The sequence below is a fragment of the Dolichospermum heterosporum TAC447 genome (genome assembly GCF_024584745.1).
Lineage (GTDB): Bacteria > Cyanobacteriota > Cyanobacteriia > Cyanobacteriales > Nostocaceae > Dolichospermum > Dolichospermum heterosporum.
Genome location: NZ_CP099464.1, coordinates 2,841,543 through 2,867,472 on the forward strand (window position 1 = coordinate 2,841,543; position 25,930 = coordinate 2,867,472).

Genomic DNA, 25,930 nt, shown 5'->3' on the forward strand with positions numbered 1-25,930 from the left:
AGTTTCCCAAATGAGGATACTGCAAAAATATGAAAGAGATAAATTCTATTATTACAGCATTTTTAGACAGTCAAGACAATAGTGAACCAGTTTTTCTCGCAACTGTTGTCAATGTTCAAGGTTCTAGCTATCGTCAACCGGGAGCGCGAATGTTGATCACGTCAACAGGTAAAATGGTGGGAACTATCAGTGGTGGTTGTCTGGAAAATGATGTATTTCAACATACTCGCTTAATCACAGATGGTCAGCCAAAACTGGTTACTTATGACACCAATGCTGATGAAGATATTATTTGGGGATTTGGTTTGGGTTGTAATGGTGTGGTAGATGTTTTGATTGAGTGTCTTTATCAAGATGATTCACTTAATCCATTAACTTTTATTCATCAATGTTTTAACAATCAAAAACCAGGAATTATTGCCACTATTTTTAGTGTTGAGGGTAATATTAATGTCCAGTTAGGAGCGCGATTAATTCTCAATTCTGACGGGAATATAAATACTAACATTGCTGAATCTAGTTTAACTCAATCCTTAATTAAAGATGTTAAATCGGCATTAAAAAATCAATATTCAAGTTTTCATAAATATCAACTTTTATCAGGTGAAGTTAATGTTTTTATTGAATTCATTCAGCCTCTCCCACACCTAATTATTTTTGGTGCAGGTCGTGATGCTGTACCAGTTGTAGAGTTTGCTAAAGCTTTAGGTTGGCAAGTTACTATTATTGATTGTCGTGCTATTGAAGCAACCAAGGAACGTTTTATGATGGCTAATAACGTGATCCTAACTCATCGGGAAATTGTTCATCAACATATATCTATCAAAGAAAATACTATTGCTGTGGTCATGAATCATAATTATTTTGATGATTTAGAAATTTTGAAATTGCTAATACCATCTAATTTGAAATATTTAGGTTGTTTAGGATCAAAACAGCGAACTGCAAGATTATTAAATGATTTACTAACTGAAGGAATAGAACAAACACCAGAACTATTACAAAAGTTATATACTCCTGTGGGTTTAGATATTGGTGCAGATACACCAGAAACAATAGCATTATCTATAATTACAGAAATTCAAGCTATACTTAAAAGTCGTAATGGTGGTTTTTTAAAAGATCGCAATGAACCAATTTACTCTCGAAATCAGATGCAAGAAATTAAAATTGAACAATGACTAAATCAAATATTGCTATAATTATTCTAGCCGCAGGGGCATCAACTCGCATGGGTAGACCAAAACAACTCTTACCCTATCAAGGAAGTAGCTTACTGAGGCATACAATTGAAAATGCAGTTGCTTCGGTGTGCAAACCTATAGTAGTAGTATTGGGAGCAAATGCAGAAAATATCCGTTCTCAAATTAGCGAATCTGATATTAAAATAGTTGAAAATCCAGATTGGCATTTAGGAATGAGTTCTTCAATTCGTCGAGGAATTTCATCAATTATCACTGATTATCAAAATATAGATGCAGTAGTTATTACTGTTTGTGACCAACCGTTTCTTTCTGCTGACATTATCAATAATTTAGTCTCAAAATACTATAATACAAAGAAACCTATTATTGCTTGTGAATATGCAAATACATTAGGTGTACCCGTTTTATTTAATCAGAGTTTTTTCTCAAAATTAGCAAATTTAACTGAAGATGTAGGCGCGAAGAAATTAATTAGAAACCACTATCACGAAGTTTTTAGTATTCCCTTTCCTTTGGGGGCAATTGATATTGATACACCTAATGATTATCAACAAATTGAGCATAATTCATGCCTACATCACCCGCAAACCCAAAATCATTAAATCCCGTTCCACTCCGTCTAAATCAGCAATTTTCGGTAAATTTCCCCAAGCTTGAAAACCAAACCAAGCAAATAACTTTAAACTGGGTTGATTATGAGCAAAAATAAAACCAACTAAAGTCTTTAAACCTAAACTGGGACTTTCCTGAATAGCTTTTTCTAAAAGTTGTTTTCCTAAACCACGTCCTTGAAAATTTGGAGAAATATAAATACTAAGCTCCGCTGTGGCATAGTAAGCTGGTCTACCGTAGAATGATTGAAAACTCAACCATCCAGCAATTACCCCTTCCGTTTCCATTACCCATAGGGGAAACTTTGAGGGGACTCTTCCTTTAAACCAAGCCATACGACTTTCCACAGACACAGGTTCTAAGTCAGCGGTAGCCATGCGGCTAGGAACAGCAGCGTTGTAAATGGCGACAATGGCGGGTAAATCAGATTCTAGGGCATGGCGGATCATCATTGCGGCTATTTGGGCAAAATTCTTGATAAAATCTTTCCAAATAATACAGCGTTAAGAGGCCATTTATTCGATAATTTTATCTTAAAACCGGACTTTGTACAACTCGAATAATTCTCCTAATTGTCTTTTGACGATTTTAGCACCCCCAGCTTTAATGGTTTTTTCCCATTCTGTAACAGTTTCGAGAAACACCTCCGCACCCAAATAGGTTTCTAGTACAGCCCAATCTTCTGCTAAAGGCTGTTCGGAATTAAGAATATCAAATACAAAATGTCCCCCTGGTTTTAATACTCGTTTGACTTCGACTAAAACGGCTTGCCAATATTCTAGAGGAAAATAACAACTAAAGCCTGTGGCAATTATTAAATCAAATTGATCTTCAGGATAATTTAAATGGTGGGATGGTCCCAATTCCACACCTTTGAATAATTTTGAATTTAACTGTGAACCGCGAGAGTTAAGACCATCTCTTGCTATATTACTAATTTCTTGCCCATAAAAGAATGCTTGCCAATCTCTCCAAGGATAGATTAAAAAGCTAACACCACAACCAATATCTAAACAATGTTCGTTTTTTTGAGGTTGAGCAATTTCCCAAAATGGTGAAACTATTCTCTCGCTTAATCTGCCATTAATCCATTCTTTATATATTGGCATTTCTTGAACTTCGTCGGGTAATTCAAATTTCTGATTTTGATATTGGCGATTAAAGCGATATGCTACTTGTGCTATTCTCTCTTGCCATTTGTCTGAGGAATAGGTATTTGTTTTATAAAAATTAGGGGGTGAATTTTTAGACATTTATTACTTTGGTGATTGGTGATTTTATTATTTCTTCGTCCTTATTTATGATTGATGGGCGCAGGCCCTGCGCTGTCACGCTTTTGCTAGGAGAGGGGCAGCAGCTAAGAGGGTTTGGGTGTAGGGATGTTGGGGGTGAGCAAAAATTTGTTTAGTCTGTCCTAGTTCTACTATTTTACCACCATTCATTACGGCGATGCGATCGCACAAAAATCTTGCTAACCACAAATCATGGGTAATAAACAAATAGGTTAAATCAAATTCTGCTTTGAGTTGTAACATCAAATCAAGAACTTGTGTTTGCACGCTGGCATCTAACATACTCACTGGTTCATCACATATTATCAGTTTGGGACGAGTAATTAAAGCTCTGGCTATGGCTACCCGTTGTTGTTGTCCCCCAGATAAATCGGCGGGATAACGGTGATAATATAATTCGGCGGGGGTTAATCCCACTTTTTCCAACATCCATAAAACCTGTTCTTTCGCTTTTTCAGAATTAGCTAAATTATGAATTAATAAAGGATCTGCTATACTTTGTCCTACCGTCATAGCTGGATTTAAACAAGCATGAGGATCTTGAAAGATCATTTGGATTTGTCTACGGGAAGAACGGATTTCTTGACGGGATAACCTGGTTAATTCCTGTCCTAAAAATTCGACTTTTCCCGATGTGGGACTAATCAACTGTAAGATGGTTCTCGAAAGTGTACTTTTTCCACAACCAGACTCTCCCACTAAGCCTAAAATCTCCCCAGCATACAATTCTAAATTAATTCCATCTACGGCTTTAATTGTTTGTCCTTCTTCTTTAAATATCCGTTCAATAAAATTCGGTTCTATGGTGTAATGCTGTTTAAGTTCTGTAATTTTTAAAATGGGATTTACCTTTTCTGTTCCCTGTTCCCTCTTCCCTGTTCCCTCTTCCTTTTGAATATATAAAGCTGCTTTTAATAAAGACTGAGTATATTCATGTTGAGGATGAGCAAATACAGTTGCCGTTTTCCCCATTTCCACAATTTTACCCTGATACATAACTCCAATGCGATCGCAATATTCCCCCACCATTGCCAAATCATGGGAAATCAATAATAATCCCATGTTTTCTTCCCCACACAATCGCGTTAGTTCTTGGAGAATTTGAGCAGAAACAGTCACATCTAAACTTGTAGTTGGTTCATCCGCCACAATTAACTTAGGACTCAACAGCAAAGCCAAAGCAATAGCTACCCGTTGACGCATTCCCCCACTAAACTCATGGGGATATTGACTCCAACGACTAGCAGGAATTTTCACCTTTTCCAAAGTCGCTAAAGCCTTTTCTTTCGCTTGCTGTTTGGATAACTCCGGTGCATGAGCTTGTAAAGTTTCAATACAATGATTGCCAATTGTCATCAACGGGTCAAGGCGAGTCATGGGATCTTGAAAAATCAAAGCCACTGCTTCACCACGAAACTTTTGCATTTGCGCTGGTGTCAAATCCAATACAGATTGCCCCTGAAATTTCACCAATCCTTCCGTGCGACTGGAATTAGGCAATAAACGCATTATTGCTCGTCCAATCGTAGATTTTCCACAACCGGACTCTCCCACCAATCCCATTTTTTCCCCAGGCTGAAGAATAAAAGATACATCATCAACCGCCCAGCTTTCCACCTCTTCACCACGTCGAGGATAAGCTACACGGAGATTTTCAACACTAAATAAAGCTTCATTCATAATTAATTAATTAAATAAATAGTTGGACAAAATTAAATTCACTCGTTGAGAGAGGGAACAGGGAACAGAAAAATCAATTGTGTATACTCAACACGGCTTAATAATTTGATTCTGTGGGTAGGGGTTTAGCAGTGCTGATATGTGTCAACTTAACGTAAAACATCTATCCCGCAAAGAACTCAAGTCATCTCATTCCCAGTCTCTGACTGGGAATGAATTCTAGAAGGCTCTGCCTTCAATGATAAGCTGTTGTGCATTTAGTTTGTATAATTCTAGCGGGCAAGATGCCCGCACTACAAAGTTCAAGTAAATTATGGTTATCAAATTTAGCTGCGTAACAGCTTATTAGAGGCAGAGCCTCTGTAATAGCATTCCTAGTCAGAGACTAGGAACGAGATGTGGTAGGGATTTGAGCTTAAGTTGACACCATTAAACACTGCTAAACCCCCACAAATCTAGGTTTTTCGTAATTTTGTAAAAGTCCATGTCTCAACCGTGTTTAGTATAATTAATTCCGTCCCATTACTTATTCCTTCTTCATCCTGAACTCCTGACTGGGCGCAGGCCCTGCGCCCCTACCTCCTGTCTATTGATGTACTTGAATTAATCGCTGTTTAAGACGTTCGGCTTCACCGGAATCAACTAAACAACCCTTTTCCAATAAAAAAGCACCATCACAGTAATTTAACTCTTCTAAGCGATGAGTTACCCATAATGCCGTAATGCCACGACTTTTAACGAGATTACGGACACTAGCCACTAAATCGAGTTGACTATCTGGATCTAGTAAAGCAGTAGGTTCATCTAATAATAAAACATCACAATGACGAGCGATCGCTCCAGCAATAGCTACCCGTTGTTTTTGTCCACCAGAAAGCGCGTAAATAGGTCGTCGCTGTAGAGACAATAAATTTACCGCCCCCAAAGCCTCCTCAACCCTAGCCTTCACCATCGCCGGTTGTAACTTTTCCGCCACCAATCCAAAAGCCACATCAGCACCAACCGTTGGCATTACCAATTGATGATCAGGATTTTGGAACACAAAACCAACAGCAGGTGAAATCTTAACTTCCCCAGATTGAGGAGCTAATAAACCCGCTATTAATCTCAGAAGCGTAGATTTACCACTGCCATTTGTCCCCAGAAGCATCCAAAACTCACCTTTAGGTACTTGAAGAGAGCAAGATTTGATCACTTGCTCCCCATTAGGCCAAAAGAAGTTTAAATTATTAACTTCAATGCCTACTGCTGTCATGTTTATACCTTGTGTTATTCAGCAGTAAAAGCAGCAAAGCCAGGCGCTCTACCACTGCTAGTAGCCGCACTATCTTTTTGGATAATCTGGACTCCCGAAATTTCACTAGCACGGACAGCAATTTTTTTCTCTGTTTTGCCTTCGCACTTGAGTTCCACAATATCAGGATTTCCAGAACGCATTGCCGCCAAAATTAGCTGGTAAACAGCCTCGGCATCTTCAGTAGACTTACGTTGTACTGATATAGGGAAAGCAGTATTTCTGATGCTTAAGTCAATGGTAAACATTTAGAATTAATGAATTTTCACTTTAAGACCTATTCTAGCGTCATTAGTCATTAGTCATTAGTCATTAGTCATTGGGAAGAAATATTCCCCCCACTTCCCCCACTTCCCCCACTCCCCCCACTTCCCCCACTCCCCCCACTTCCCCTACTCCCCCCACTTCCCCCACTTCCCCTACTCCCCCCACTCCCCCCACTCCCCCCACTCCCCCCACTCCCTATTTAGCTACTGGTAATGCTACACCTAATAAACTCAAATTCAAGGCATGACCACCCGTCACCAAATAAACAGGTTCACAGATTGTCCCTAATTGTCTCACTAAAGCGCCCAGGCGATCGCGGAATTTGCGCCCTAGAGGATAAGCTGGAACTACACCCCAACCTGTTTCTTCCCCCACAAATATGACATCAGCAGCCACTAACGGCAGAATTGCCAGAAACTCCCCCACAATATTTTCCCAAACTAAATCCTCCTCCTCCAGAAAATTAGCCACCCAAGTTCCTAAAGAATCCACCAACAGGCAAGTATGCGGCTGAGATTGAGCCAAAGCAGCAGTTAGTTCCACAGGGACAGCAAGAGTTATCCAATCTTGAGGACGGCGTTGTTGATGTTTTTGAATGCGTTCTTGCCATTCTAGATCATCAGGATTTTGTGTAGCTGTGGCAATGTAGACAACATTTTTTTCCGACTTTATCGCCAAATCTTCCGCCCATTCACTTTTACCAGAGCGGGCTGCACCTGTCACCAAAATTATTTTCCCCATTATTTGATAATATAATGTTTCATCAGGAAGAATACACGAGTTAAATCAAGTATCCCCAAAATCAACACCTTTCTGTACTCCTGAATTCTTTCTTGCCAAAGACCATAAATTTTAGGATATGCTTATGAAACCAGGGCTAAAACGGATAGAGGCTACGCTGCATGATTTAAAAACTCGCAATGATGATGTCACCACAGAACCAGGTGAAGAAAGCAAACGTTCCTTTTCCTTTCGCATTAGTATCGGTCCCCAGGAATCTCCAGAAAATTCCCAAAAGACAACCCAAGCCTATAATAGTAACTTAGAAGCAGATCCAGTTATTCATGAAACTCCAGAGGCAAATTTATTTCCTCACCATAATTCCGTCTCAGCCTTTCCAGCCCAAGACAATGGAGAAAAAACGCCAACTCTCCCGAAATTTAAAACTCCATCATTCAGCAATCATCGTCACAGCGCTAACCCAGCACTGGCCATGAATATGCTCCAAGAAATTCAAGACAAAGTAGCTGATTGGCAACTAGAACTACAAAAAATAATACAGCAGATTCAGGATATTTACTTGGAAGGACCAATTATTAATGGTTGGTTGGAATCTAATGTTCAAGAACCAGAAACAGTAGGAACAGCCGCATTGCGCCATGCAGAAGTAGAGCGTCTCATGAACTATGTCGAAGAAATCTGTGCTAGTAGTGAAAAAGAATCTCATAAACCACTACACACTGACTACCGATTATGTGGAGTAGATACAGCCGGTCAAGTGTGGTCTCGTCCCTGTCCAGTTGAACAAGTTCCTAGTGTTAGTATAGCGATCGCCCGTCACCAAAGATTACGACAACTTTTAGGACGCAAACAAGACCTAGAAAATCGCTTGAGTCAATTAGCAGAAACCTTAGTCATGTTACATAGTCATATTCAGCAAAGTTAAATATTTTCTCCCTACGGCAAAATACAGTAGCCATTGAGGAAAAACCATGTTACTGTAGAACTACATCGTGAAACTTTACCAATAAAAACTATGCGACTAAAACGCTGGGAATCCCCGCGTCAAGAAGGCAGAAACGATAAAGGTCGAGGTGGTTCTGCTAGAAAACGGCAACTGAAAAAACAAAGACAAATGCTCAGACAGAAACTCAAAGACAATCACAAGCCAAATGATCATCACAACAATAACCAGGGGGAAAGTTCAACTTCCCCCTATTTTTTGGCCTTTTTTCCCCAATAGATTAAGCTGTTGTGCATTTAGTTTGTATAATTCTAGCGGGCAAGATGCCCGCACTACAAAGTTCAAGTAAATTATGGTTATCAAATTTAGCTGCGTAACAGCTTACCCATTGCAATCAATTAAAGAAACTGAATTTGCAGTTACATTTCTTAACTTAATTGCATAGTGATAAAATCAGGATTAGTCAGATCATCAGCGAGAAAAGAAGACTCTGTGGGAAAAGAATTAATAGGTAATTTAGTTTCAGTGCTGGCCGCACGAACTGCTTTTAAGTAACAATCAGAAAATATTTCTAAATAATAAGGTTTAAGGCTGGGACTATCTTCTAATAAAGATTCAATTTGATAAAATTGTTCCCAAATTGTCCTCACCCAACTAGAAGAACGTTTTTCAGATTGATATTGGTACTTGAGTAAGTGCATGAGTAAAACTATGAGTCGGTTTTTAAGTTCACGTTTTTTCTCTTTCCCCATGTCCTCTATTTCTTCAATCAAATGCTCAAAATCAACGTGATCTAATTGATGATTACGCAATAACTTAGCTGTCGTTTCTAGCCATAAACAATAATCCTGATTATAAAGATAACTACTCAAGGATGTAGATTGTAAATTGGTAGTCATAAGAATACCCGGTAAATGGGAAACTCAGCGGCTTGGCTCCCTGAGAGGGAAACGAAACGGGCGGTTTTAACCGCTTTGAATCTTTTTTCATTACCGCCTTGGAGTTAGGAAATTCGGGGTACTTTTGTGATGTACTTTCAACGGGACAATTACCGATTCAAATTCTCTAACTCTGTACGCATAATGTTTTGCTCCAAAGAGCCTCCCATTTCTGGGGTAATGTTAGCTGATGCCTACGGCACGCTGCGCGAACGACCAGTTATAAAAGCTTTTTAGACTTGCAATACTGTTTCAGTGACCTTAAAACTGTTTAACTGCAAATGACAGAGCGGGGAACTAGCTATGCCTGACGGCACGCTGGCGCGAACGCATTCCGAGGTGTCGTGACTCAAATAACGGCTACCCTTCGACTCCCTTCGACTTCGCTCAGGGCAAGACGCTCAGGGTGGTCTGGTCAGTACGGCTTGCTTGATTACTCTTACAAGCCCAGTCCCTTTAGGGCTGGGTTACTGACACAAATAGCCTTACTTACTGCTATTACTTAAGTCTATCACATTAATTAATAAAACCAGGAGACTTTAACGCCACCTGGTTTATTCTTGTAAGGGCATAGCCATGCTATACCCTAATTTATGACTGAAAAAGATTAAACCTTAGCAGCCGCTCTCATGACCAAATCGCCTTTAGCATACTTAGCAGCATAATCTTCTAAAGAGACTTGCTTAATCTTGCTTGCGTTACCAGCAGTACCAAATTGTACATAACGGTCAGCACAAACCTTTTGCATATATACAATAGAAGGCTTGAGGAAGTGACGAGGATCAAATTCCTTGGGATTAGAAGCCAAAGCTTCACGCACAGCCGCAGTAATAGCCAAACGGTTATCAGTGTCAATATTTACCTTACGCACACCACTCTTGATACCTTTTTGGATTTCTTCCACAGGTACACCGTAGGTTTCAGGAATAGCACCACCATGTTGGTTAATCAGTGCAATCAAATCTTCAGGTACAGAAGAAGAACCGTGCATTACCAAGTGGGTGTTAGGTAAACGGCGGTGAATTTCTTCAATGCGGCTAATAGCCAAAATTTCACCTGTAGGCTTACGAGTAAACTTGTAAGCACCATGACTTGTACCGATAGCCACAGCCAAAGCATCTACTTGAGTTGCTTCTACGAATTCAACAGCTTCATCAGGGTCAGTTAACAGTTGAGAATGGTCTAGTGTACCTTCAAAACCGTGACCATCTTCAGCTTCACCAGCGCCAGTTTCTAGAGAACCCAAACAGCCTAGTTCACCTTCAACACTGACACCCAAAGCGTGAGCGACGTTGACAACTTCGCTGGTAACTCTAACGTTATATTCAAAGCTGGCAGGGGTTTTAGCGTCAGCTTCCAAAGAACCATCCATCATCACGCTGGTGAAGTTGTTCTTCATCGCTGAGTAGCAGGTAGAAGGAGCATTACCATGATCTTGGTGCATGACAATGGGAATCTGAGGATAGGTTTCTACCGCAGCCAAAATCAGGTGACGGAGGAAGTTTTCCCCGGCATAATTACGAGCGCCGCGAGAAGCTTGTAAGATTACGGGGCTATCTGTGTCAACCGCAGCCTTCATGATTGCTTGAATCTGCTCTAAGTTGTTGACGTTAAAAGCGGGGATACCATAACCGTGTTCAGCAGCATGATCCAAAAGCAACCGCATTGGTACGAGAGCCATATATATTCCTCCTAATTTGGGTATTTAGCTAGTCAGTTTAATAGAAGCGTAATCTTTATTTTAATGTAATTTTTACGCTAATCTTAATGTTTTTTTCAACTTACAGAAAATTATAACTAGTAGCGATCGCTTTTGTTAAGAAACTTTATCGGCTGATATTCTCAAGCTATGTAATGTCTGTGTAAACTTATGTCGAACTCAGGTAAGTAGGTTGGCGTTGAAAATTGTCGTTATAGCAAGGCAAGAGGCAAGAGTAAAGAGTAAAGAAGTTTTCTTTCCCAATACAAAAATCTTTTTCATCATTACACCCATCAAAATGCTAAAGAGGATGCTTTCACTTCTTGGGGGGCTTATGGTGCGATTCGCCGTGATATCTTCTTATCTATGAGGAGCTTTGATGAAACCTATCGTCGTCCCTGTGTGGAAGATATTGAATTAGGCTATCGGCTCAAAGCAGCAGGTTATAAAATTAGGCTGGACAAGGCTTTACAAGTAAAACATTTAAAAAGATGGGGAGTAATATCTTTAATTAAAGCAGATGTGTGCGATCGCGCTTTACCCTGGACTCAATTGATACTCCGTCAAGGAAAAATGCCTTCTGATTTGAATCTTGGTTGGTCAAGTCGGCTAAGTGTGATTTTAGTTTACTCATTTCTACTGACTTTGGTTGCTTGTTGGTGGCAATGGAAACTATTAATTCTTGCTGCTGTTATATCTATACTACTTATAAATATCAATGCTTCCGTTTACCGTTTTTTCTCTGAGAAGCGGGGTGTTTTATTTGCCTTGGGTGTGTTACCTTGGCATTGGTTGTATTATTTTTACAGTGGTTTAGCTTTTGCAATTGGTATATTTTTGTTAAAATTCTCCAAAAATACTGTATAAAAAATCACTAAAATTTCATGAAAGTCCATTAAACCAAGTATAAATTAATTAATGTAGATACTGACAAAAATTGGAAAACTTTCGTTTCAACTCTTGAAAAAATTCTCAAGGAATTTCGAGGAAATTATGTAATAAGTAGTGAGACAGAATTAATTACACAATGTCATTGCCAATGGAACGAAGTGAAATGAAGCAATCACAACCCCTGCGATTGCTTCCCTTCGGTCGCAATGACTGTAAATGTTTTTGTCCAATTACTTAGACATCTCCAAAAAAGATTGTAGAGACGTTCCATGGAACGTCTCTACAGGGTTTTCAGGTCAAGTATCTTTAATTTTTGGAGATGTCTAATTATTTTTGTCTGATACTTGATTGTGAAAAGAATATCAGTATTTACACTATTCTGCGGGAGGGGGTAAGGTTGATAGTTTATAGCTATACTCATTAATAGAGATATTTAAAATCTGCCAAAAGACATATTTTCAGTTAACCTCGTGCTTTTTAAAAAACCTGTACGGCAAGTATACGGATCTACTAATTGACTAATCGAAAAACCGTCTTAATTATCGGTGCTGGTCCTGCTGGACTGATAGCAGCTTATGACTTGATTAAGCAAAATACTCAGCCAATTGTATTAGAAAAAGCTGATAGAGTCGGGGGAATTTCGCGTACAGAAACATACAAAGGGTATCGCTTTGATATTGGCGGTCACAGATTTTATACTAAAGTCGGAGAAGTTCAGCAACTTTGGTTAGAAATATTGGGGAATAACTTTCTAAAAGTCCCTCGTCTATCCCGCATTTACTACAATGGCAAGTTCTTTAACTATCCTTTGGAAGTAAATAACGCTTTATCAAATCTGGGATTTATTAACAGCTTGCTCATGTTATTTAGTTATTTGCAAGCTAAAATCAAGCCTCACCCAGTGGAAGAGAATTTTGAACAATGGGTTTGTAATCGTTTCGGTAAAAGGTTATATGAAACCTTTTTTAAAACTTATACTGAAAAAGTTTGGGGCATTTCCTGTACAGAAATTAGAGCAGATTGGGCAGCGCAACGCATTCAAGGAATGTCATTAAAAAGGGTAATTCTTGACAGTTTGGTTAAAAATCACCAAACTAAATCCTTGATTAAGGAATTTTACTACCCGGAATTAGGACCAGGGATGATGTGGGAAAAATGCCAAGAAATCATTACTAATCAGGGGGGAATAGTTCATCTCAATACCGAAGTAAACAAGATTTACCATCAACATAATCAAATTCAAAAAATTACCGTTCAGCAAGAAAATCAAACTTTTGATTTACAAGCAGACGAATTTATTTCTAGTATGCCAATTAGTGCTTTGATATTAAAGCTAGAACCACCAGCACCAACAGCAGTTTTACAAGCAGCACGCAGTTTGAAATATCGAGATTTTTTAATTGTGGCTTTAATAATTGATGCAGTTGATTTATTTCCAGATAACTGGATTTATATTCATAGTCCAGAATTTAAGGTAGGACGGATACAAAACTTTAAAAACTGGAGTCTGGCAATGGTTCCTGATAGTAGTAAAACTTGCTTGGGTATGGAATATTTTTGTTCTGAAGGTGATGAACTTTGGTCAAGATCGGATAGTGAATTAATCGAATTTGCTAGTAGAGAAATTGTAGATTTATCTCTATTGTCAAATATCAATAAAATTGAAGATGGGACAGTAATTAGACAATTAAAAGCTTATCCTGTTTATGATCAGGAATATCGTCAACATTTGCAGGTGATTCAAGATTATTTGCAGGGGTTTGATAACTTACAAACCATTGGACGGAATGGGATGCACCGTTATAATAATCAAGATCATTCGATGTTAACAGGATTATTAGCCGCGAAAAATGTTTTGGGGGAGAATCATGATTTGTGGGATGTAAATACTGAACGTTCTTATTATGAGGAGTTCACAAAAAAGGATTTAAGGAAAAATAACTAAAATCCACAGCTATGTTAGAAAACCAGATTTTATTCTCAATCATTGTTCCTACCTACAATCGTCCACAGCCATTAACTAATTGCTTGCAATCTCTAGCTAATCTAGATTATCCTCATAACTGCTTTGAGGTGATAGTAGTAGATGATGGTAGCAAAATCTCTTTAGATAGGGTGGTTAAATCGTTTCAAAGTCAGCTAGATATCACCTTAATTCACCAAGCTAATGCAGGTCCAGCAACCGCTAGAAATACAGGTGCTAATCTGGCCAAAGGGCAATATTTAGGATTTACGGATGATGACTGCACCCTCGATCCAAATTGGCTCTCAGTTATGGAAAATACTTTCTCCAACAGACCAAATGCCCTGTTAGGAGGAAAAACCATCAACGCCTTAGCGGACAACCCATACTCCACAGCTAGTCAATTACTCATTGATTATATTTACGATTATTACAATCTAAATTCTTCTCAACCTGAGTTTTTCGCTTCTAATAATTTTGCTGTTTCTAGGGAATTATTTAATCAAGTAGGACAATTTGATCTTAATTTTCCCTTAGCTGCGGCGGAGGATCGGGAATTTTGCGATCGCTGGTTATTTTCTGGATATTCCTTATATTATGTTCCTCAAGCCATAATTTACCATGCCCATGATCTCAATTTACCCAGATTTTGGCGACAACATTTTAATTATGGTTGTGGTGCATTTTACTTTCATCAGATTCGGTCACGGCGTAATCAAACTTCAATGAAAGTCGAACCATTGCACTTCTATTTACAATTACTAGCTTACCCATGGATAACAAAATACCGAATGCTATCTAAAGTTTTAATTTCTGGCTTATTATTTATCTCCCAATTAGCTAATACTTTGGGATTTTTTCAAACAAAATTGCAGAATTTTTAGTTTACTATCACATAGAAAATCCATGAAAATTTTGTTAATTACTGATTATGCTACCCCGACAGGAGGGGCAGAAATACAGACTATTGCCCTGAGAGATGGATTGCGATCGCGCGGCCATGATGCCCGCCTATTTGCCAGTTCTGCCTGTCCACTAAATGCCCAAAGCCAAGCTGATTATCATTGTTTAGGGACAACATCTAGATTGCGTACCCTATTACAAACGGCTAACTTTTGGGCTTTTGGGAAATTAAAACAAATCCTCGCAGAATTTCAGCCTGATGTAGTTCATGTAACAATATTTTTAACTCAACTTTCACCCTTAATACTGCCCCTACTCAAAAATATACCGAGTCTTTACTATGCGGTTTGGTATCGGTCTATGTGTCCCATTGGTACTAAAATTCTACCTAATGGAACAGCTTGCCAAGTAAAAATGGGTATGGCTTGTTATCAGAATCATTGCTTACCTTTACGGGATTGGTTGCCATTAATGATCCAAATGAAATTATGGCAACGTTGGAGCAATGCTTTCAACTTGTTTGTAGCCCCCAGTCAAGCAGTAAAAAAATATTTAATAGGGGCAGGTATCAATTCAGTCGAGATAGTTTGGAACGGTACACCAATTCAACGCCAACGTCCTCCTTTGTCATCACCTCCAACAGTAGTATTTGCGGCTCGACTGGTCAAAGAAAAGGGAGCAGAGGTATTGTTAAAAGCTTTTGCCCTGGTAGTAAATCAGATACCAGAGGCAAGGTTATTATTATTGGGAGATGGAGCCGAAAGAGAAACTTTACATCAGCAAATCATTGACTTAGATATTGCTACTAACGTCTTAATGTATGGTTTCATGTCAAGGATAGAGATGGAAAAATTATTCTCCGTTGCTTGGGTACAGGTAGTCCCATCCCTTTGGCCAGAACCGTTTGGCATGGTGGTGATTGAAGCGATGATGCGAGGAACCGCAGTGATAGCAAGTGCAATTGGTGGACTGGCGGAAATTGTTCAAAACAATCAGACAGGCTTGCTTGTCCCCCCTGGAGATTCACAAGCTTTAGCGGCTGCTTTGTTGCGGATACTACAAAATCAGGAATTGGCAGAACAGATGGGTCAAAGAGGTCGACAGTTGGCTATTGACCAATACCGTCAAGATAAGTATGTCGACAATTTCCTTGAGTTATACCAAATCCTTCATGCTAATTATAGCAGGGAACAGGGAACAGGGAACAGGGAACAGAGTTGAAAGTCATGAGAGTGTATAGTTTTTTAGGTAAATTCTGTATCTCATTCAAGTGCATAAGTAGGTGAACACAATAAAACCAAACTGTGTAAAGAAATGTAAAATCGCCTAAACCCTCTTCACTCTTGCCTCTTGCCTTTTGCCTTGCCATAACGACAATTTTCAACGCCAACCTGCTTAGTAGTTAATAAAAAAGTTAGTCATTTTTTTACATATTGAAACAATAGTAATGATTAAACAAGGTTTTCTAAATTTTCAAATTCTCCTAGAGCTACTAAAGCTTTTGATCAACTTTTTCTTTTACTTTCTTGGGCGATCGCAAGAAATTTTGCAAGATAAAATGAGCTTAAAAAAAAATAAGAATTTTCCACAAATAATCAAATTTTTATTAAGTATTTACCCTCTCCCAGGCTATCATATGAGTTCGACTCTAAATGGTTATCTGGGAACTACTATTAGAAACATCTGGAAGAATCGAAGAAAGCCAGAAATTATCAAAGTTGTCAAAGAATATGGAAGCAGAGTTATTCATCCTGAAGTTTCTATCATTATTCCTCTTTACGGCAGAATAGACTTCATGAAGTATCAATTAGCTCTATTTGCTGATGATCCCAATTTTCAAAATAATGAGTTGATCTATGTTCTTGATGATCCTCAACTATATAAAGATTTTGTTGATTATTGTTATGCACAAGCAAATACTTTCCTAGTACCATTTAAAACAGTCTATTCAGGGGTAAATTTAGGGTACTCAGGGGCAAATAACTTAGGGGTATCTGTTTCTAGTGGACAGCTAATCCTTCTTTTAAATTCAGATGTGATGCCAATGGGATCGGGTTGGCTTTCATCATTGGTCAATATATATAAGAGCCTTGATAATGTAGGAGCAATAGGACCCAAATTACTTTATGCAAATGGTAGTATTCAACATGCTGGCATGAAATTTATCAAATGTAGCCCTTGGGGTAATTTATTGATCAATGACCATCCACGTAAAAAACAACCTAACTTTTCTGGGCTTGATTCTAAACCACAAAAGTTAGCAGCAGTAACAGGGGCTTGTCTGCTGGTCTCCCGGCAATTATATGAGCAAGTTGGCGGTCTAGATGAAGAATATATTATTGGTGACTTTGAAGACTCTGATTTTTGCTTAAAATTACATACTCAGGGATTTGATAATTATTATATACCTGATATAGAACTATTTCATTTGGAAAGACAATCCTTATCTATTCATCATAAAAATGAGGAACTATGGCGAGCAAATTGCACCAAGTATAATTGTTGGCTTTTTAATCAAAAGTGGGGACAATATATCAGTGAGAATCATCTTTAATTACCAATTTATGTAAATAAAATGCTAGACAGAATCAAAATTTTAATCATTTCTCATGGACATCCGGCAATAATCAAAGGAGGTGGAGAAATTGCTGCTTATAACCTCTTCAAAGAATTAAAAAAACGTGATAATTGTGATGTTGTTTTTCTCGCCTATAAACAAGGCAAACCTATTTATTCTTCTAGCGTTTTTGAAACCTTTAAATCTGATGGTTCTGAGATATTAATAACGGGAGGATACTTCGATTATTATAATTTTTCTCAGTTAAATACTCGATTACACCATTGGGAATTTCGCAGTTTTCTAGAATCTTTTGCGCCTGATGTTATTCATTTTCACCATTACATACATCTGGGACTTGAATTTATTAGAGAAGTTCGTAAATACTCAAAAAATATCCCAATCTTGATGACACTACATGAATATTTAGCAATTTGTAATAATGATGGACAAATGGTAAAAACATCTAACAACCAGTTATGCTACCAATATGAGCCTGATAATTGTCATAAATGCTTTCCCAATAAGAGCGCGGAAGACTTCAAACTTAGAGAGCTTTATATCAAATCCTTCTTCAGATTGGTTGATTTATTCGTCGCTCCTAGTAATTTTTTGCTGGAAAGATACGTAAACTGGGGTATATCTAGAACACAAATAATTTATTTAGATTATGGTCAACCAGTAAGTTTTCCAACCCCACCCAGAAACCTAGCTATTGGTAAACCCAGAAATCACTTTGCTTACTTTGGACAACTCAATATATATAAGGGACTGCTTGTACTACTAGAAGCTATAGAAAAACTGACACCAGAAATACGAACAACTATCTCTTTAGATATTTATGGATCTAATTTGGAATTGCAACCAAAATCCTTCCAAGATAGCTTTTGGGTATTGCTGGACAAAACGCAAGACTGTGTCCACTACCATGGACTTTATCAATCCGAAGAATTAGCTAAATTAATAGCAAACATAGATTGGGTAATTGTTCCATCAATTTGGTGGGAGAATGCTCCTTTAGTGATAGAAGAAGCTTTCATGCACAAAAGACCAATAATATGTAGTAATATCGGTGGCATGGCTGAAAAAGTTGAACATGAAAAGTCAGGCTTACATTTTGGGGTTGGGGATTCTACGGATTTAGCTAAATGTATCACTAGAGCAGTCACTCAAGAGGGTTTATGGGAAAATTTATCTAATGGAATATCACCACGCTTAACTATTCAAGAGGTCGCAGATAAAACTTACCAGATATATGTTGACAAGTTACAAGACACCATTACATAAACTGATGTCAAAAATCCAAGATAAGTAGTGAGACAGAGTTAATTACACAACGTCATTGTGTTAGCGCAGCGTGGCGTTAGCCATATGGAACGAAGTGAAATGAAGCAATTCCAATGGTTGTGATTGCTTTCCTTCCCTCGCAATGACTGTAAATATTTTTGTCCAATTACTTAATTGACTCAAGTCACAAATTAAGCAACACTGTAACAAGCTATTTTTTTATACATAGGATAGGGAAATGTTGTCTCACTCTAAGAACAATAAACATCAAAGCCATACTCAAAAATTTGTTTTTATCAGTTCTTGCTACGAACATTGGGGAGGTAGTGAAGAACTATGGTCTGAATCTGCAAAATATTTAAAAAAATTGGGTTATGTCGTTACTGCTTATAAGAATGGGGTAAACACAAGTACTCAATTTAAACAATTAAAAGCAGATGGAATTAAGGTCAAAGATATAAAATACTTAGTTAATCTCCTACGCAAACTAGACTTTTTACTGGTTTCTAATCATCCTGTTTTATCCCTGCTCATAGTCTTCAATAAATATCTACTCAAATATCTACTCAAATATCTACAAGTATCTTTGGTAGTAATTTCTCAGGGGGAAAATTTCGATGGAGTAGAAATTGCCAAGCTTTGTCTTAGACTCAATCTACCCTATGTGATCATCAGCCAGAAAGCATCTGATGCAGTTTGGAAACATGGTATTACTCGTAAACTAATGCGAGATGTCTATGCTCAAGCCAAATATTGTTTCTTTGTCTCCAAACACAATTTGTCTTTAACAGAAGCTCAAATTGGTTACAGTCTGACCAATGCTGAAGTTGTCAGAAATCCCCATCGAGCTATAATTCCAGAGGCTTTACCTTATCCCCAACCAGAAAATGATTATTTTAAAATTGCTTGTGTTGGCCGTTTGTGGATTTTAGATAAAGGACAAGATGTTTTATTAAGAGTTCTCGCTGAAGATAAGTGGCAAAATCGCAATTTACATATCTCCTTTTTCGGACAGGGAGTTGATAGAGATGGACTCATTGACATGACCAAACTTTTAGGCCTAAAAAACGTTAGTTTCCCTGGGTTTGTAGAGAATATTCTAGATATTTGGCATGATCATCACGCGCTGATTATGCCTTCTCGTGCGGAAGGTTTACCCATAGCTTTAGTAGAAGCGATGATGTGTGGTAGACCAGGAATTGTTACAGATGTTGGAGGTATTTCCGAGGTTGTAGAAGATGATCTAACTGGGTTTATAGCTAAGGGAGCTTTTTTTGCAGCAATTGATGAAGCTTTGGAACGAGCTTGGCAGCGTCGTTATGAATGGGAATATATTGGCAAGGAAGCATCTATATCCATTAGGGAGCTAATTCCTCCCCACCCAGAACAGATATTTGCTGATAAGTTGCTTCAGTTATCTACTTTGCCAGTTAATTCCGCGTCTATGGGAGATAGAATGTGAATTTGCCTTCTTCTCCGTCTGAAAAAACCAGTAGTGATTTATCTAGTTCTGTAAGGATTAACAGTGCTAGAAGTCAGTTATTTTCAATTAGAGCATTTTTGACAAGTGCATGGCTGGATTTACGCTCATCGTCGGGATTTGCTAAACGACTGTTTTTGCAAAATATAGCCCAACGTTATCGTTATTCATCTCTTGGACTATTCTGGGCATTTGTTCCTTCAGCTTTAATAGCTATCTTACTAACATTGGGACAGCGCGATCAAATGCCCACTTTTGGCGATCGCCTTCCCATCTTAATTGCAGGTACAGTGCCACCACAAGTTTATGGTATCTTTGGGCTAATTATGGCACAAACGTTTCTGGAAGCTTTAAATATTCAGCGGGTTTCACTTAACCAATACATTCACATATTGGTTAGACAAAAAGTTCCCTTAGAAGCTATTATGATGGCTGGTTTGGCAGAAACTACCTTTAACTTCTTGATGCGGTTGCCAGTGTTGATTGCTATTCTTTTAGTTTTTAATATCAATCCTGCTTTAACATTTCCTCTGGCTTTTTTGGGGATTGCCTCAATTATAAGTTTCGGCTCTGGTTTGGGTTTATTATTAGCTCCTTGGAATGCTTTAAGTAAAGATTTAGAAAATGTTATGCAGTTTTTCCCTTGGTTGGTATTTCTTGTTACTCCTGTATTTGTAATTGTACAACCCGGAAATTGGCTTTATTCTCTACAGCAATTTAATCCCCTAACTTATCTGTTTGAAGGAATAAGATTTTTAACCTATGGTGTGGGTACAGTTAATACTTTAGCTTTATTTACATTACTACCTCTAACTGTAATATTACTTTTAGTAAGTTGGTTATTTTGTCGTTTATGTTTACCTTATATAATCGAGCGATCGCTAAATTAAATTATGGAAAAGATACTTTTAGAAACAAACCATTTATCAAAACGATTTTGTCGTAATCCCAAGTTATCAATCCGGTATACAATTGCAGATATTTTCTGGGAATTTCGCCGTAAATCCGAGGGGGAAAATCGTTTACGTCCTGGCGAATTTTGGTCTATTTATGATGTCAATTTACAATTGAGAGCAGGTGAGGTGCTAGGCTTAATTGGACATAATGGTGCTGGTAAAAGCACATTGATTAATTTAATTATGGGGACTTTACGTCCCACATTAGGTCAGGTAATATGGCATACTAATCAAGTAGTGATGATAGATGCTCAAGCTGGATTAAATACTTTTCAAACAGGGCGAGAAAATATCTATAATCAACTATCAAGATATGGCTTCAGTGAATCCCAAATCAAACAAAAGATCAATCACATTATTGATTATTCAGGTATTGAAAGCTTTATTGATGCTCCCGTAGGTACATATAGTACAGGAATGCGATTAAAGTTAGCATTTTCTATTTATACTCAACTGCAACCAGATGTTTTTATCATAGATGAAGCTTTAGGAGGTGGTGATATTCACTTCCAGCAGAAGTTTCAAATTTATCTCAGAGATTATATTCAAAAAGGTGGAGCCATATTATTGGTTTCTCATCAAATGTATCAAATCAAATCACTATGTCATCAAGTTGTTCTTTTGAATCAGGGACAAGTACATAATACTGGTAAACCTGATGATATAATTCACGCTTACAATGATTTGATGGAGCAGAATTATTCCCTATCAATAGTTAATAATCCATACGAACAAGCAAATGAAGATGAATATCTAATAACAGGAGAGAAACTAGGTACAGTCAAAATTGAACAAGTAGAGGTAGTTGCTACAAACGGGGAAGAAATTTTTCCAGGTAGTCAAGTTCAAATTCGATTAACTTGTCATTCACAACTTGATAACCACCCGATCCTTATTGGTTTTTCTTTAAGAAAAGATGGACTTTTTCAGATGGCGAATATGACTGGTAGTTATGGAGATCACCGTTATCAAATAAAAGCAGGACAAAATGAATTTAGATGCACAATTAATCAATTGCCACTCCTCCCAGGAAAATATCAGTTAGAAGTACATGTGGTAGAGTATGACACCCATGACTTTTTAGGATGGAAAGGGATCAGAGATCAACTTTACAGCTTTGAGGTTAAAGGTTTGGCAGACCCTAGTTTGAATTTTTCTCGAAGTGCTAAATGCCTATTTCATATTCCAGTACAATGGGAGTAGAAATTACTCTTATTTTTGATTTTACCGATCCTGCGATGCAAAATAGTTGACTTTTCAAACAATGCCTAACCGCTTGATTACCCGTTGAAAGAAGCCAAAGGGTTGAGAATTATTCCTTTGGAACTCATTTTCAAGTAAATCTGATTCAAACGGTTCAGAATGAATAACTCGATAATTCCTCAATAGCTCTTGATTGCTTGCCTCATCACCGCACTGTCTACTGTAGAAATCATTGTCAACGGAATAGATCAGGATTTTCCCATCTTGACGAGTTATATGCCAGAGGTCGGCTTCGTCTGGGATAAAGACACAATTTCCAGCAATACGGGGAGACAATGATTTGTTGGCAGGGGATGCATGAATCGTCCGCATATCATAACAGACAGCCTGTCCGATTTCTAGGTCAATCTCAGTCATGCTTGAGATGGCGATGTCTGTATAATTCCTATAAAGATTTGACCCACACAGGGGTGTGTAATGATGAGATCCTGCCAATATGTGTAACCGCCCCGCCTCAGAAGTAAGTTCTGTAAGAGGAGTCCAGACAGCCACGGCTGAGTACTGCTTGTTGTCAACAAAGGTCAAGTCAGTATGGGGTGAAACAACACTGGTCTCTCCAGGGTGCTTGGCAACAAACGCTCCACTCACGAATTTATAAGCATCAAACAAATTAAGTGCCTTTTCCCCAATCACACGACGAAGCAGGTTTTGTGCCTTTAACTTACGCTCGAAATCAGTATCATGACATGAGAATACACAGCCTTGCTCTTTGTTTGGATAGAGATCTTGATAAGCCTCAGCCAAGTTTTTTAATTCACCAGGTTCAGCCAAATTTACAACCACATAGCCCTTGTTTGAGAACTCTTCTTGAAGGACTGAATCTTTGAAAGCGTGACGAGTATTCTTCATATTTTGAAGTTAAGTAAGTTGGCATAATAAACTTATTACATACTTGGCTTTGTCAAATCTGTGAAACATCTTCTTTGGTAAGATATTCGTTAACTTAACATTTGTTGTATAGATAGATTGATTATTTAATGCCAACTTAATTAGTAGTGTCTAGTCATCAATGATAATTGTACGCAAAAATTTCTATCGGTCGTATGACTGCCCGCTCTGGGTTATCCAATTTCGGAAGCCAGAAAACATTGGTATGTCGCATAAAGTTTTCCCAAGCTGCCGGAGAATAGGTGTACTGGGGTTCTCGCAAATAAATGATACCAAATCCTAACTCACTAATCAGGTCCACCGTACTGGGAAGGTCTGGCATAATCAGACAGTAAATTCGATTCAACTCACGCAAATCTTCTGCCTGCACTTCGAGCAGATGGGGACTGGAACGGTAATCTGCCGCGTAAAAGTCCTTAATGTAAATGCACCCACCTGGCTTGAGGACTTGTTTTGCTTGTCGGATAACCTCTCGATAATCCTCAGCGTGGCAGAGCGATTCCAGAAATAAAACCCGGTCGAAGTGGGCGGGTGGATAAATTTTTGCAAGTTGGTGAAAATCCCCTTTTCTCACAGTAATACGGTTTTGCAGCCCTCGATCCTGAATGCGTTGTTGCCCCTCCGCAACCTGAACTTTGGAAAGTGTGACGGCCTCAATCCTCAAGTTTCGGCGTTCAGCAAACGCGATGGCAGGTCCACAGACACCGCACCCCGCATCTAACACTGTCATGCCATCCTCTAACTGAGCCGCGCCAATAATATAATCGAGTAGTTCATCCGTCGAATCAGGTCTTGATCCCTGAAAAACCTCTCCAAAGCCCTCGATATAGCTTTGAGTCCACTCGTTGTAGTAATTGGTGACATCGGCAACCGTATGCTGCTTAATCGGAGTGCCAGCTTGACGAATCACACCTGATGTCTGAGGAACGGAAAGCACCTTTGCTGTTGATCGGGGCTTCATACCCAGGATATCCATACAAGTTGCAGCAATGCGAGTCAGAACTGAAGGCACTTTTGCTATCCCTGATGTCATTACCTTCTGCTGAGTATCGTCCAAACTCACCCTCATTTCTGGGTTCATTGCTGACAAGTTATGGATTACGTTCGGAGAGTCGATTTTCTGGCGGATTTCGTCCTCCTTCTCAAGGAGTTCCAGAAACTCCTCCTCAGAAATATTAGGGATATCGGGATAAAGTTCACGTCGAATTTTATCAGGATTCTGCATTCGTTCCTCAAACTCTTCCAGAGTATAGGCGTGATTGTTATTAGGGGTAATTGCCAGCAGTTTTAGATCGCTTGGTCTCGGTATTGGTTTACCAAAGACGGTTTCGGTTAAAAATTTATCTGTTGCCTCATACAATTCAAACTGCTGGGGAGCCTTGGGGTCAAAATGGACATGAATAGGTGTCACTTCCTTTGGGATACACATACAGTGAATAGCATATCGTGTGTAGTCTGTCATATTATTCGGCGACCAATGCAGCATACTATCTTCAAAAATGACAGCTTCCCCTGCCTTTGATGGTAGCGGAATCGAGTATTTATCTCGAATAACTTGGGTATAATCTTTAAAAAAAGGATCGTAGCTACACGTATGATGAACGATTTTTGGAAAGATTTTGTGGCTTCCTGGAACAGCATGGAACGTGCCATTAGAAACGTCTGTATCCGTTAAAGGACACCAGATGTCCATTAGCCAATATTTCTCTTCATCAATGTTTATCTGGTGGTGATAATGAATGTCAATCCATCCCCCTTTTGGAGCCTTAATAAACAATCCACAACTCATGATGCGGTAGCCGTCAAATAGTTGCTCAACGTGAGGGAATAGAACTTCCTTTACAATCTTGGAACCAAATTCACGTAGATACTCAGAATCTACCGCAGCATAACTGGAAAAAATGTAGGGGTGTGAAGAAGCATCGCTATGGGGCTGAAAATCACTTTCAGGACAGACTTTACGAAGCTGATTCAACAAATACTGAATTTCCGATTCTGACAAAATTTGCTGCTGAATATAGCCTCTTTTTATCAACAAGCTATTTTGAGTTTCATTATGAAGTATGTTTCGCATGGTAATTGCTCCCTAGTTAAAAGTTACGTTCGGAGAATAGATTTTCTGGCGGATTTCGTCCTCATTCTCAAGGAGTTCCAGAAACTCCTCCTCAGAAATATTAGGGATATTGGGATAAAGTTCACGTCGAATTTTATCAGGATTCTGCATTCGTTCCTCAAACTCTTCCAGAGTATAAGCGTGATTGTTATTAGGGATAATTCCCAGCAGTTTTAGATTGTTTGGTCTTGGTAATGATTTATCAAAGACGGTTTCGGTTAAAAATTTATCTGTTGCCTCATAAAGTTCAAACTGCTGGGGAATCTTAGGATCAAAATGCACATGAATGGGCATCACTTCTTTTGGGATACAGGTACAGTGAATAACATATCGTGGGTAGCCTGTCATATTATTCGGCGACCAATGCAGCATACTATCTTCAAAAATGACCGCCTCCCCTGCCTTTGATGATAGCGGAATTGAGTATTTATCTCGAATAACTTGGGTATAATTTTGAAAAAAAGGACCGTAACCGTCCGTATGATGAATAATTTTTGGAAAGATTTTGTGGCTTCCTGGAACAGCATGGAACGTGCCATTAGCAACGGCTGTGTCGATTAAAGGACACCAGATGTCCATCAGCCAATATTTCTCTACATCAATGATTATCTGGTGATGATAATGAATGTCAAGCCATCCACCTTTTGGAGCCTTAATAAACAATCCACAACTAATCATACGGTAGTTGTCAAAAATTTGCTCAACGTGAGGGAATAGAACTTCCTGTACAATCCTGGAACCAAATTCGCGTAGATTCTGAGTATGTGTATAACTGGAAAAGATGTAGGGGTGTGAAGAAGCATCGCTATGGGGCTGAAAATTACTTTCAGGACAGACTTTACGAACCTGATCCAACAAATACTGAATTTCGGATTCGCACAAAATTTGCTGTTGAATATAACCTCTTTTGATCAACAAGCTATTTTGGGTTTCATTATTAAGTATTTTTCGCATGGTA

24 protein-coding genes are annotated in these 25,930 nt (G+C 38.5%); 13 read left to right on the top strand and 11 right to left on the bottom strand.

What is annotated here, in order from left to right:
• Nucleotides 1-29 precede the first annotated feature (29 nt).
• Both NG743_RS12910 and NG743_RS12915 read left to right on the top strand, forming a co-directional pair.
• Nucleotides 30-1,181 (top strand): XdhC family protein, encoded by a 1,152-nt coding sequence (locus NG743_RS12910; protein WP_193963001.1) that lies wholly within the window; start codon nt 30-32, stop codon nt 1,179-1,181.
• A complete protein-coding gene (locus NG743_RS12915; protein WP_257122088.1) occupies nt 1,178-1,807 on the top strand; it encodes a nucleotidyltransferase family protein in 630 nt (209 codons plus the stop codon). Before NG743_RS12910 ends, NG743_RS12915 begins: the two co-directional genes overlap by 4 nt.
• Here NG743_RS12915 and NG743_RS12920 read toward each other — a convergent pair.
• The 6 genes from NG743_RS12920 to cobU all read right to left on the bottom strand — a co-directional run bounded on the left by NG743_RS12920 (nt 1,778) and on the right by cobU (nt 7,091).
• On the bottom strand, nt 1,778-2,269 hold the full coding sequence (locus NG743_RS12920) for a GNAT family N-acetyltransferase (protein ID WP_027403181.1): 492 nt from the start codon (nt 2,267-2,269) through the stop codon (nt 1,778-1,780). The two genes, NG743_RS12915 and NG743_RS12920, sit on opposite strands and share 30 nt — an antisense overlap.
• Before the next feature lie 81 nt (nt 2,270-2,350).
• A complete protein-coding gene (locus NG743_RS12925) occupies nt 2,351-3,070 on the bottom strand; it encodes a class I SAM-dependent methyltransferase (RefSeq protein ID WP_257122089.1) in 720 nt (239 codons plus the stop codon).
• A gap of 75 nt (nt 3,071-3,145) precedes the next feature.
• A complete protein-coding gene (locus NG743_RS12930; protein ID WP_257122090.1) occupies nt 3,146-4,789 on the bottom strand; it encodes a dipeptide ABC transporter ATP-binding protein in 1,644 nt (547 codons plus the stop codon).
• Nucleotides 4,790-5,375: 586 nt separating this feature from the next.
• Nucleotides 5,376-6,044, bottom strand: a complete 669-nt coding sequence (locus tag NG743_RS12935) for an ABC transporter ATP-binding protein (RefSeq protein ID WP_027403184.1) — start codon at nt 6,042-6,044, stop codon at nt 5,376-5,378.
• Between the two features lie 14 nt (nt 6,045-6,058).
• Nucleotides 6,059-6,331, bottom strand: a complete 273-nt coding sequence (locus NG743_RS12940) for a UPF0367 protein family (RefSeq protein ID WP_027403185.1) — start codon at nt 6,329-6,331, stop codon at nt 6,059-6,061.
• Nucleotides 6,332-6,545: 214 nt separating this feature from the next.
• The gene (gene cobU / locus NG743_RS12945; RefSeq protein WP_257122091.1) at nt 6,546-7,091 is read right to left on the bottom strand and encodes a bifunctional adenosylcobinamide kinase/adenosylcobinamide-phosphate guanylyltransferase; all 546 of its coding nucleotides are present in this window, start codon (nt 7,089-7,091) and stop codon (nt 6,546-6,548) included.
• Between the two features lie 124 nt (nt 7,092-7,215).
• Between cobU and NG743_RS12950 the strand changes: the two genes are divergently transcribed.
• A complete protein-coding gene (locus NG743_RS12950; RefSeq protein WP_257122092.1) occupies nt 7,216-8,016 on the top strand; it encodes a hypothetical protein in 801 nt (266 codons plus the stop codon).
• Nucleotides 8,017-8,106: 90 nt separating this feature from the next.
• Nucleotides 8,107-8,313 (top strand): hypothetical protein, encoded by a 207-nt coding sequence (locus NG743_RS12955; protein WP_035082546.1) that lies wholly within the window; start codon nt 8,107-8,109, stop codon nt 8,311-8,313.
• A gap of 149 nt (nt 8,314-8,462) precedes the next feature.
• Here NG743_RS12955 and NG743_RS12960 read toward each other — a convergent pair whose 3' ends face one another.
• Together NG743_RS12960 and fba are read right to left on the bottom strand one after the other, a co-directional pair.
• On the bottom strand, nt 8,463-8,933 hold the full coding sequence (locus tag NG743_RS12960; protein WP_257122093.1) for a DUF29 domain-containing protein: 471 nt from the start codon (nt 8,931-8,933) through the stop codon (nt 8,463-8,465).
• A gap of 646 nt (nt 8,934-9,579) precedes the next feature.
• The gene (gene fba, locus NG743_RS12965; protein ID WP_027403190.1) at nt 9,580-10,653 is read right to left on the bottom strand and encodes a class II fructose-bisphosphate aldolase; all 1,074 of its coding nucleotides are present in this window, start codon (nt 10,651-10,653) and stop codon (nt 9,580-9,582) included.
• Between the two features lie 384 nt (nt 10,654-11,037).
• Here fba and NG743_RS12970 point away from each other — a divergent pair, with 384 nt between their 5' ends.
• The 9 genes from NG743_RS12970 to NG743_RS13010 all read left to right on the top strand — a co-directional run bounded on the left by NG743_RS12970 (nt 11,038) and on the right by NG743_RS13010 (nt 21,911).
• Entirely contained in the window at nt 11,038-11,538 is a 501-nt protein-coding gene (locus NG743_RS12970) for a glycosyltransferase family 2 protein (protein ID WP_257122094.1), read from the top strand.
• 538 nt (nt 11,539-12,076) lie between these two features.
• The gene (locus NG743_RS12975) at nt 12,077-13,507 is read left to right on the top strand and encodes an NAD(P)/FAD-dependent oxidoreductase (RefSeq protein ID WP_257122095.1); all 1,431 of its coding nucleotides are present in this window, start codon (nt 12,077-12,079) and stop codon (nt 13,505-13,507) included.
• 11 nt (nt 13,508-13,518) lie between these two features.
• The gene (locus NG743_RS12980; RefSeq protein WP_257122096.1) at nt 13,519-14,409 is read left to right on the top strand and encodes a glycosyltransferase family 2 protein; all 891 of its coding nucleotides are present in this window, start codon (nt 13,519-13,521) and stop codon (nt 14,407-14,409) included.
• A 22-nt stretch (nt 14,410-14,431) separates the two neighbouring features.
• On the top strand, nt 14,432-15,649 hold the full coding sequence (locus tag NG743_RS12985; protein WP_257122097.1) for a glycosyltransferase family 4 protein: 1,218 nt from the start codon (nt 14,432-14,434) through the stop codon (nt 15,647-15,649).
• A 226-nt stretch (nt 15,650-15,875) separates the two neighbouring features.
• Entirely contained in the window at nt 15,876-16,982 is a 1,107-nt protein-coding gene (locus tag NG743_RS12990) for a glycosyltransferase family 2 protein (protein ID WP_257122098.1), read from the top strand.
• Nucleotides 16,983-17,003: 21 nt separating this feature from the next.
• On the top strand, nt 17,004-18,272 hold the full coding sequence (locus NG743_RS12995; RefSeq protein ID WP_257122099.1) for a glycosyltransferase family 4 protein: 1,269 nt from the start codon (nt 17,004-17,006) through the stop codon (nt 18,270-18,272).
• 238 nt (nt 18,273-18,510) lie between these two features.
• The gene (locus NG743_RS13000) at nt 18,511-19,734 is read left to right on the top strand and encodes a glycosyltransferase (protein ID WP_027403194.1); all 1,224 of its coding nucleotides are present in this window, start codon (nt 18,511-18,513) and stop codon (nt 19,732-19,734) included.
• A complete protein-coding gene (locus tag NG743_RS13005) occupies nt 19,731-20,642 on the top strand; it encodes an ABC transporter permease (RefSeq protein ID WP_257122100.1) in 912 nt (303 codons plus the stop codon). The genes NG743_RS13000 and NG743_RS13005 overlap by 4 nt, the downstream gene beginning before the upstream one ends.
• Nucleotides 20,643-20,645: 3 nt before the next feature.
• Complete coding sequence (locus NG743_RS13010; RefSeq protein ID WP_257122101.1) at nt 20,646-21,911, top strand: ABC transporter ATP-binding protein; 1,266 nt, start codon at nt 20,646-20,648, stop codon at nt 21,909-21,911.
• Nucleotides 21,912-21,965: 54 nt separating this feature from the next.
• On the opposite strand, the gene NG743_RS13015 is transcribed toward NG743_RS13010, so the two are convergent.
• The 3 genes from NG743_RS13015 to NG743_RS13025 all read right to left on the bottom strand — a co-directional run bounded on the left by NG743_RS13015 (nt 21,966) and on the right by NG743_RS13025 (nt 25,926).
• Nucleotides 21,966-22,820 (bottom strand): phytanoyl-CoA dioxygenase family protein, encoded by an 855-nt coding sequence (locus NG743_RS13015; RefSeq protein WP_027403196.1) that lies wholly within the window; start codon nt 22,818-22,820, stop codon nt 21,966-21,968.
• 157 nt (nt 22,821-22,977) lie between these two features.
• The gene (locus tag NG743_RS13020) at nt 22,978-24,933 is read right to left on the bottom strand and encodes a class I SAM-dependent methyltransferase (protein WP_027403197.1); all 1,956 of its coding nucleotides are present in this window, start codon (nt 24,931-24,933) and stop codon (nt 22,978-22,980) included.
• Nucleotides 24,934-24,945: 12 nt separating this feature from the next.
• Nucleotides 24,946-25,926: a phytanoyl-CoA dioxygenase family protein gene (locus NG743_RS13025; RefSeq protein ID WP_257122102.1), complete on the bottom strand. Its 981-nt coding sequence runs from the start codon at nt 25,924-25,926 to the stop codon at nt 24,946-24,948.
• Nucleotides 25,927-25,930: the final 4 nt, after the last annotated feature.

What these genes read in the sequence shown, in the direction of transcription:
- NG743_RS12920 (WP_027403181.1), bottom strand. Translation starts at nt 2,269, where the DNA reads ATGATGATCCGCCATGCCCTAGAATCTGATTTACCCGCCATTGTCGCC.
- NG743_RS12925 (WP_257122089.1), bottom strand. Translation starts at nt 3,070, where the DNA reads ATGTCTAAAAATTCACCCCCTAATTTTTATAAAACAAATACCTATTCC.
- NG743_RS12935 (WP_027403184.1), bottom strand. Translation starts at nt 6,044, where the DNA reads ATGACAGCAGTAGGCATTGAAGTTAATAATTTAAACTTCTTTTGGCCT.
- fba (WP_027403190.1), bottom strand. Translation starts at nt 10,653, where the DNA reads ATGGCTCTCGTACCAATGCGGTTGCTTTTGGATCATGCTGCTGAACAC.
- NG743_RS12980 (WP_257122096.1), top strand. Translation starts at nt 13,519, where the DNA reads ATGTTAGAAAACCAGATTTTATTCTCAATCATTGTTCCTACCTACAAT.
- NG743_RS12930 (WP_257122090.1), bottom strand. Translation starts at nt 4,789, where the DNA reads ATGAATGAAGCTTTATTTAGTGTTGAAAATCTCCGTGTAGCTTATCCT.
- NG743_RS13010 (WP_257122101.1), top strand. Translation starts at nt 20,646, where the DNA reads ATGGAAAAGATACTTTTAGAAACAAACCATTTATCAAAACGATTTTGT.
- NG743_RS12970 (WP_257122094.1), top strand. Translation starts at nt 11,038, where the DNA reads ATGAGGAGCTTTGATGAAACCTATCGTCGTCCCTGTGTGGAAGATATT.
- NG743_RS12955 (WP_035082546.1), top strand. Translation starts at nt 8,107, where the DNA reads ATGCGACTAAAACGCTGGGAATCCCCGCGTCAAGAAGGCAGAAACGAT.
- NG743_RS13000 (WP_027403194.1), top strand. Translation starts at nt 18,511, where the DNA reads ATGTTGTCTCACTCTAAGAACAATAAACATCAAAGCCATACTCAAAAA.
- cobU (WP_257122091.1), bottom strand. Translation starts at nt 7,091, where the DNA reads ATGGGGAAAATAATTTTGGTGACAGGTGCAGCCCGCTCTGGTAAAAGT.
- NG743_RS13020 (WP_027403197.1), bottom strand. Translation starts at nt 24,933, where the DNA reads ATGCGAAACATACTTCATAATGAAACTCAAAATAGCTTGTTGATAAAA.
- NG743_RS12995 (WP_257122099.1), top strand. Translation starts at nt 17,004, where the DNA reads ATGCTAGACAGAATCAAAATTTTAATCATTTCTCATGGACATCCGGCA.
- NG743_RS12910 (WP_193963001.1), top strand. Translation starts at nt 30, where the DNA reads ATGAAAGAGATAAATTCTATTATTACAGCATTTTTAGACAGTCAAGAC.
- NG743_RS12960 (WP_257122093.1), bottom strand. Translation starts at nt 8,933, where the DNA reads ATGACTACCAATTTACAATCTACATCCTTGAGTAGTTATCTTTATAAT.
- NG743_RS12915 (WP_257122088.1), top strand. Translation starts at nt 1,178, where the DNA reads ATGACTAAATCAAATATTGCTATAATTATTCTAGCCGCAGGGGCATCA.
- NG743_RS12950 (WP_257122092.1), top strand. Translation starts at nt 7,216, where the DNA reads ATGAAACCAGGGCTAAAACGGATAGAGGCTACGCTGCATGATTTAAAA.
- NG743_RS13025 (WP_257122102.1), bottom strand. Translation starts at nt 25,926, where the DNA reads ATGCGAAAAATACTTAATAATGAAACCCAAAATAGCTTGTTGATCAAA.
- NG743_RS12985 (WP_257122097.1), top strand. Translation starts at nt 14,432, where the DNA reads ATGAAAATTTTGTTAATTACTGATTATGCTACCCCGACAGGAGGGGCA.
- NG743_RS13015 (WP_027403196.1), bottom strand. Translation starts at nt 22,820, where the DNA reads ATGAAGAATACTCGTCACGCTTTCAAAGATTCAGTCCTTCAAGAAGAG.
- NG743_RS12940 (WP_027403185.1), bottom strand. Translation starts at nt 6,331, where the DNA reads ATGTTTACCATTGACTTAAGCATCAGAAATACTGCTTTCCCTATATCA.
- NG743_RS12990 (WP_257122098.1), top strand. Translation starts at nt 15,876, where the DNA reads ATGATTAAACAAGGTTTTCTAAATTTTCAAATTCTCCTAGAGCTACTA.